Annotated in this window: 7 protein-coding genes; 2 read left to right on the top strand and 5 right to left on the bottom strand. The window is 68.4% G+C overall.

Annotated elements, in window-relative coordinates; genetic code table 11:
- From O145_RS11855 to O145_RS18280, 3 genes are all read right to left on the bottom strand, one after another.
- A partial coding sequence (locus tag O145_RS11855; protein WP_169740354.1) for an Imm5 family immunity protein occupies positions 1 to 610 on the bottom strand: 610 nt, incomplete at its 3' end.
- A 182-nt stretch (positions 611 to 792) separates the two neighbouring features.
- Entirely contained in the window at positions 793 to 1,407 is a 615-nt protein-coding gene (locus tag O145_RS11850) for an Imm5 family immunity protein (RefSeq protein WP_169740353.1), read from the bottom strand.
- A 76-nt stretch (positions 1,408 to 1,483) separates the two neighbouring features.
- Positions 1,484 to 1,930, bottom strand: a complete 447-nt coding sequence (locus tag O145_RS18280) for a hypothetical protein (RefSeq protein WP_043563260.1) — start codon at positions 1,928 to 1,930, stop codon at positions 1,484 to 1,486.
- A gap of 323 nt (positions 1,931 to 2,253) precedes the next feature.
- On the opposite strand from O145_RS18280, the gene O145_RS11840 reads away from it, so the two are divergent.
- Positions 2,254 to 2,556, top strand: a complete 303-nt coding sequence (locus O145_RS11840) for a hypothetical protein (RefSeq protein WP_084682578.1) — start codon at positions 2,254 to 2,256, stop codon at positions 2,554 to 2,556.
- Between the two features lie 183 nt (positions 2,557 to 2,739).
- On the opposite strand, the gene O145_RS19310 is transcribed toward O145_RS11840, so the two are convergent.
- Positions 2,740 to 2,934: a hypothetical protein gene (locus tag O145_RS19310; protein WP_043563255.1), complete on the bottom strand. Its 195-nt coding sequence runs from the start codon at positions 2,932 to 2,934 to the stop codon at positions 2,740 to 2,742.
- Between the two features lie 102 nt (positions 2,935 to 3,036).
- Here O145_RS19310 and O145_RS17510 point away from each other — a divergent pair, with 102 nt between their 5' ends.
- Positions 3,037 to 4,068, top strand: coding sequence for a replication-relaxation family protein (locus O145_RS17510; protein WP_229118539.1), 1,032 nt, complete (start codon positions 3,037 to 3,039; stop codon positions 4,066 to 4,068).
- Positions 4,069 to 4,357: 289 nt separating this feature from the next.
- On the opposite strand, the gene O145_RS11825 is transcribed toward O145_RS17510, so the two are convergent.
- Entirely contained in the window at positions 4,358 to 5,989 is a 1,632-nt protein-coding gene (locus tag O145_RS11825) for a S8 family peptidase (RefSeq protein WP_052375088.1), read from the bottom strand.
- Positions 5,990 to 6,108 lie beyond the last annotated feature (119 nt).

Here is a 6,108-nt window from a genome sequence, read left to right as displayed (position 1 = left end):
CGGCCAGCACCTGCGGGATCGCCACGTCCAGGTACCACGTCCAGAACGCCCGACGAGCCGGCACATCCGTCTCCTCAATCGACACCCAATTCAGAGCATTGGCGGCCGCACTGGCGCAACTATAACTCGACTCGAGGGAGTCCGGAAGCAACTCATCATCATCCGCGGTATCATCCGCGGTATCATAATGCGGGTTATGACTACAGGCAGAAACTACCATGCTGGACGCGGCATCAGCGACGAAAGTCGCGGGCTCGGTAACAGCGTTGAAGTCATCCACCTCATCAAGAACACGAACGAGAAAACTCTCAGCCTGTCTCTCGGCCTGGCGTTCGTCCGTCTGCCGGTCGATGAGCTCCTGTGCCAGGGTGAGCATCTCCTCGACCCTGCTGTCGCCAGGGAAGGCGCGGTCCCAGAAGCCCTGGACATGGCGGACACACCTCATGTCTAACTCGATAAGGCGGCGGTATGAGGCCTCGTCGTCCTGGGGGTCCAGCATGGCCCTCCAGATCCGCGTGCGGGTCGCCAGGGTCAGGATCGCCTTGTCGCTGGCGGCCAGCTCGGCCCGGCCGGCCTCGATCTCCCGACCCACTGCATCCATGTCGATCATGCGCCCTATTCTCCTCCGTGCGCCGCACCCGGAGAAGCCCGACCGCCAACGGTACTCATCTCGGCGGTCAGCCCAGCCCAATGCGCCGACAGCGGTAGTTCGGGATCCAGGCAGATGCCCGTGTTTACAGGAACCCTGCCGCCCCGGCCGAACCCCTCTACGGGCACTGCCCCCTGTGGGCGTCAGCCGGCCAGCACCTGCGGGATCGCCACGTCCAGGTACCACGTCCAGAACGCCCGACGAGCCGGCACATCGGTCTTTTCAATCGGCTGCCAGTTCAGGGCGTTGCTGGCGGCGCTAGCGCAACAGTAACTCGTCTCAAGCGAGTCCGGAAGCAGGTCATCATCAGCGTCCGCCTCCCCCGACACGTAGTAGATAGGATCGCGATGACAAGCCGACATCACCACGTGCGACGTCCCATTGGCAACGAGGTATGCTGGTTGGCTAATAGCATCAAAATTTTTCACCTCATTGTCCATCTGGACGATGAAGGCGCCTGCACGTCTGTCGGCTTGTTGCGGGTCCGTCTGCCGGTCGATGAGTTCCTGTACGAGGGTGAGCATCTCCTCGACCCGCTGGTCTCCCGGGAATGCGCGGTCCCAGAAGCCCTGGACATGGCGGACACACCTCATGTCTAACTCGATAAAGCGGCGGTATGATGCCTCGTCGTCCTGGGGGTCCAGCATGGTCTTCCAGATCCGCCTGCGGGTCGCCAGTGACAGGATCGCCTTATCGCTGGCGGCCAGCTCGGCTCGGCCGGCCTCGATCTCCCGGTTCACTGCGTCCATGTCAATCATGACACCCTCCTCATCCGTTGTTCTTCAGCGCCATCCGATCCGAGCATAATATCGATCGGTTGCGTCATGATGTTGTTCAAGGCTTTACCACTGTGCCGTCGGGGTAGAATATCCATGTCCCGTCCGGGTCGGTGACGTACCAGCATCTCCCCTCGTGCTGGGCGAGCTTGGTGAAGTAGCCCTGGCAGTCATTGCAAACTGGCCTCGACACACCGATAATCGGCTCCTTTGCGGTGAGCGACAACTGCCTTTCCGCATGCGAGGCGTAGTACTGCCCGTCAACCCCCTGGTCAAATAGATGAGGCTCAATGGGGTGGCCGATCTCCTCCTGCTTGGCGAGGACCGCGTCGACATTGGGCTTCTGGAATTCGCTGGGGCGATTCGTCGTCTTGCCTCCCCAGCCGCTGAGAGTCTGGACATGGTCGGACGAAATTGTCTTACCCTTGTAATCACGGTTCTTATTGGATATTCTTTCGTGGGTGTTTTGTGCGCGTTGCTGGGCTTCCTGGGAGCGTCTGGTCATCTCGGGGTCGGGGGTCCTGTCCCCGCCGGTGGTCCCGTGTCCGGTGCCTCCTGCGCCGCCGTCGCCTGCGCCTCCGTGTCCTTTGCCGCCTCCGGTGCCTTTACCGCCGCCTGTGCCGCTGTTGTGGCCGGTTCCTGTGCCTCGGCCGCCGCGCGCTCCGTGCGTGCTCCTGCTGGCGCCTCTGGCGCCTCTGGTGCCGCCGGCTGCGGCGGTGGCCAGGGCAGGCTGCCCGGCCAGGGAGGCCGGGGCCGTGCTCGGTGGTGGTGGCCAGGTCGTCGATGGCGGTCCTGGCCCGCCGGAACAGGTCACCGAGGTTGGAGGATGTGGTCACCACGCTCCTGGCCTCGCGTGACAGGCGGGTGGTCCACTGGCCGGCGTCGGCCACCAGGGAGGCGATCGCCGCGGCCGTGCCCACTCCGGCGGTCATCATGATCTCCAGGCCCTTGAAGGACCAGCCTGCCCAGTACGTCGGCGATCGCGTCGCGCACCAGGCCTACGGACCGTCTGGAACCACCACTGAGGCCACGCCAAGGCCGGTGGACACCGCGCCTGCCAGGGCCGCCACCACCAACAGGCGCGCCGCACTACCGGCCTGGAAGGACTTATACGCTGTCAGGGCCGCATGAGGACCGCCTCTCCCAGGCGCACGGTCAGCGAGGTCGTCAGGTCCTGGCTGCAGGTGCCCAGGTGCTCGGAGATGTTTGTCCAGGTCTGGGCGCCTCCGGCTACCGCGCCGGCGTCACCGGTCAGCTCGCCCAGCCACTTCCCCAGCGCCTGGAGGTGGTCCAGCGCCCAGCCGGTACCCGCGCTCAGCGCCCCTTCCCGAGCGGGTCCGTGGCCAGCGCCACCGCGTCGGCCACGGTGCTCAGGCCCCTCAGGGCATCAATCGACCCATGACCGGCTCCCGGCGCGCCGGCGACCTGCGAGACGTCCTCGACCAGCCGCAGCCCCGAGACCCCCGACGTCGTCTCCTGCCGGCCGGCCACCAGAGGGCCCCCGCTCACAGCGCTTCCACCGCCTCCACCGCCCGCCCGCCAGGGCGCGCGCACCCGCGGCGATGCCGGAGCCGGTCTCGTCCATCAGGTCTGCCGCCTCCCGCAGGGCCAGTGCGGCCCCTTGCGTGCGCGCTCCCGTGGCCGTCATCGCAGCGCCCACCGCCCCGCCCAGCAGCGCACACGCCGGCACGAGCAACGGCCAGCACATCAGGCCGAACGCGTCAGCAGGCAGCACACCCACCCCCGCGCCCACACTGCCCACACTGCCCGCACTGTCGGCCACCCTCAGCGCGTCACCAGCCCCCCGCCGCACGACACCGGGTCGTCAGCCCGGTACCAGCCACAGGTCACACGCTATCCACACCCGACCCGCAACCAGGCTGCACGAACACCCAACAAGCCCCCCACGAACCACAAGCAGACACACAGCAGACCCCCAGGCACGAGACCCCCAGACACTACAACACCCCCCCCGGCCAAACCACCACAACCACCCCACCCACCACAACCACCCCACCCACCACAAACAGCCCCCACCACTTAGACCCACCCGCCTGGCGGCGCCTCACCGAGCCCTCACCGACGTTCCTGGCCCACACCCTGGCCATCACCGAGGCGCGCGTCATCATCCACGAAGCCGCCCAAGCCAACAGCGGGCACCTGACCCTGATCCGCACCGAACCAGCCTGCTGGCGCTCCTGGACCCTCCCCAACGGCGCGCGGCGCTGGCTCAAACCAGACCTCGAAGCCATCACCACCACAGCACAGGGCGATGAGGACCACTGGCTCCTCGAGATCGACCTCGGCACCGAGAACCCCGCCCGCCTGCTCACCAAGTCCCACAACTACCAGGACCACCTCGCCACCGGCCTCGAACAGGCCACCACCGGCGGCTACTACCCGCAAGTCATCTGGACCATGAGCAGCACGAACCGAGCCACACGGCTCCGCCAGGCCATCACGAACGACCCAGGCCTCACCAACGAGCTGTTTCGCGTGGTGACAGTGAAAGAACTGGCCGCCCTGGCTAGCCACTCCTGGCTAGCCACTATGGAGGGCGTGTCCTTACCTTCGATCGTCCCTTCGCCTCCCGGTGCAGAGATGCGGTTATCCTCCTGCTCAGGGGCGGGAACTGTTCAGTGAGAGGGTCGTACCGCTGGTCACGATGGCTCATTGTGACCGGCCGACGGCGGTGCTCGCGGAGGGGAGGGTCAGCTGGGGCCGGGCGCACCGGAACGTTGCAGACCGCAGTCGACGTCGGGTGCGCGAGCCTCGGGCACCCTGGAGAACGCCGGGGAATCGGCGCTCCGCGGGCGGGCCCGACGAGGGGCGCCGCGGCGAAGGGCGCGACGCGCGCCGACGAGCCCGGCGAGGGGACCGGCGTCGGCGGACCTCCACGGAAAGCGCGCCGAGCCCGCGCGCCGACGGGCCGCTACCTGTTTCCGCTGATGCGGTCCCACAGGTCGCCCAGGTTCCTTCGCAGGCCGCCGGAGTCGCCGTCGCCCTGGCCATCGCCCGCGCCGGCCTCGCCCGGGCCCGGGTCCTCGGTCGGCGCGCCGCCGGGACTCTGCTCGGACGACAGTGCGGTCACCGCGGCGGCCGCGTCGACAATGCCAGTTCCACAGGCATCGCGGTCGCAGGAGGTCAGCGGCTGGGACGCGTCCTGCAGGACCGTGGTGGCCTTCGCCGTCGTGAGACTGGGATCCACGGACTTGAGCAGCGCGACCGTGCCGGCCACGTGCGGGGCGGCCTGGCTGGTCCCCGCCATGAAGGCGTAGGGAGGGGAGTCGGGGGCCGACTGCTGGCTCAGGGAGAGGATGCCGCTGTCCACGTCGGGGTCGCCGCCGGGGGCCGAGACCTCGACGCCGGTGCCGTAGTTGGAGTAGAAGCTGCGGGCGCCGTTGCCGTTGGAGGCGCCGACGGTGATGACGTTCTCGCAGCCGCCCGGGCTCACGCCGCTCACGTCCTGGTCCTCGTTCCCGGCGGAGGCGACGATGATCGATCCCCGGTCCACGGCGTCGTCGATGGCCTTCTGGAGGTAGGCGGGGCAGGTGCCGGAGCCGCCCAGGCTCAGGTTGATGACCTGCGCGGGGTTCGCGTTGTCCGGGGCCCCCTTGACGCTGCCGCCCGACGCCCAGGTCAGGGCGTCAATGAGGTCCGTCCCGCCGCCGCAGCGGCCGAGCACGCGCACAGGCAGGATCTTGGCGTCGGGGGCGACCCCGGCCACGCCGGTGCTGTTGTTGGTCGAGGCGGCGATGATCCCGGCCACGTGCGAGCCGTGCCAGGTGGACTTCGTCTCCTTGTTGCCGTTGCCGCAGGCATCGGCGGCGACGCCGTCGCCCGTGTCGGTGGGGTCGTCGTCGCGGCCGTCGTCGTCCCCGGCGGTCCAGGAGTCGGAGATGAAGTCGTAGCCGGGCAGGAGCTGCCCGCCGATGTCCGGGTGGTCGGGAAGGACGCCGGTGTCGAGGACGGCGACGGTCGCTCCCCTCCCGGTGGACTGGGACCAGGCGCTCGTCGCGTTGACGCCGTGCCGCTCGGCGGTGAGCCCCCACTGGTAGCCGAAGTACTCGTCGTTGGGCGTGCCCGCGCTGGTGTCGAGCGCCGTCACCCGCAGCTCGGGCTCGGCGGTCTCGACGGAGTCGGAGGAGGTGAGGGCGTCGATGAAGGTCCGCGACTTCTCGGGGGTGAGCGCCTCGCTCAGCTTCACGGTGGTCAAGCCCCCCACGTGGGCAGTGGCCTGCTCGACGACGACGGATGCCTGCTCTGCGGCGGCCCTGAGCGCCTCCTGGTCCTTCTGGGGCAGGGAGCCGATAATGTCGACGCCGTAGGCATCGACGGAGTCGATGAAGCTGGCGGCCTCGGAGCCCTTGGCCCAGGTGATGACGAAGTGGTCAGAGGAGGCGGCGGCAGCAGTGGCGGCGGGGCTCGCGGGGGCGAGCGCCTCCCCGGACCCGCTCGTCGAGGATCCGCTGGAGGAGCAGGCGCTGACGGTGCAGGTGAGGGCGAGGGAGAATGCGCAGAGGAGCGCCAGGAGTGCTGGGCGCCTTCGGGAGACAGTCCTCATTGGGCGGTCCTTGGGTCGGTGAGGGCCCCGGTGAGGGACCTGCTCCGGTTGCGGAGCACCCTGAGTCTGGCACAGAAGCGGAGGGATTCAGATGGGCAGCAGTCCCCGCCGGGGCGCGC

It is taken from the genome of Actinomyces israelii DSM 43320, from assembly GCF_000711965.1.
In the GTDB taxonomy this organism is placed as follows: Bacteria; Actinomycetota; Actinomycetes; order Actinomycetales; family Actinomycetaceae; genus Actinomyces; species Actinomyces israelii.
Note: the sequence above shows the minus strand (reverse complement) of the source record. Positions and strands in the feature narration are given on the sequence as shown.